The 546-nt window shown below is 55.1% G+C and carries 6 tRNA genes; all 6 read left to right on the forward strand.

Annotated elements, in window-relative coordinates:
• Positions 1–5 precede the first annotated feature (5 nt).
• The 6 genes from AC0IXC_RS29095 (at position 6) to AC0IXC_RS29120 (ending at position 544) form a co-directional block, all read left to right on the forward strand.
• Positions 6–86, forward strand: a tRNA-Leu gene (locus AC0IXC_RS29095).
• A 29-nt stretch (positions 87–115) separates the two neighbouring features.
• Positions 116–190, forward strand: a tRNA-Gly gene (locus tag AC0IXC_RS29100).
• A gap of 16 nt (positions 191–206) precedes the next feature.
• Positions 207–295 (forward strand) — tRNA-Leu (locus AC0IXC_RS29105).
• Between the two features lie 3 nt (positions 296–298).
• A tRNA-Arg gene (locus AC0IXC_RS29110) sits at positions 299–372 on the forward strand.
• Between the two features lie 11 nt (positions 373–383).
• Positions 384–457: transfer RNA gene (locus tag AC0IXC_RS29115), tRNA-Pro, on the forward strand.
• 14 nt (positions 458–471) lie between these two features.
• A tRNA-Ala gene (locus tag AC0IXC_RS29120) sits at positions 472–544 on the forward strand.
• Positions 545–546 lie beyond the last annotated feature (2 nt).

Here is a 546-nt window from a genome sequence, read left to right on the forward strand (position 1 = left end):
AATATGCGGGTGTGGCGGAATTGGCAGACGCACTAGACTTAGGATCTAGCGCCTTTGGCGTGGGGGTTCGACTCCCTTCACCCGCACTTTTAATAAAATAACTCAAACATGTCTTGCGGAAGTAGTTCAGTGGTAGAATACAACCTTGCCAAGGTTGGGGTCGCGGGTTCGAATCCCGTCTTCCGCTCCAATTTTCAGTATGACATGCCGGGGTGGCGGAACAGGCAGACGCACAGGACTTAAAATCCTGCGGTGGGTGACCACCGTGCGGGTTCGACCCCCGCCCTCGGCACCATATGCGCCCGTAGCTCAATTGGATAGAGCGTTTGACTACGGATCAAGAGGTTAGGGGTTCGACTCCTCTCGGGCGCGTTTTTTATTAACGGGAAGTGGCTCAGCTTGGTAGAGCACCTGGTTTGGGACCAGGGGGTCGCAGGTTCAAATCCTGTCTTCCCGATATTTTCAAAATATGGGGCCTTAGCTCAGCTGGGAGAGCGCCTGCCTTGCACGCAGGAGGTCAGCGGTTCGATCCCGCTAGGCTCCACT

The organism is Bacillus sp. AC266 (assembly GCF_979253805.1).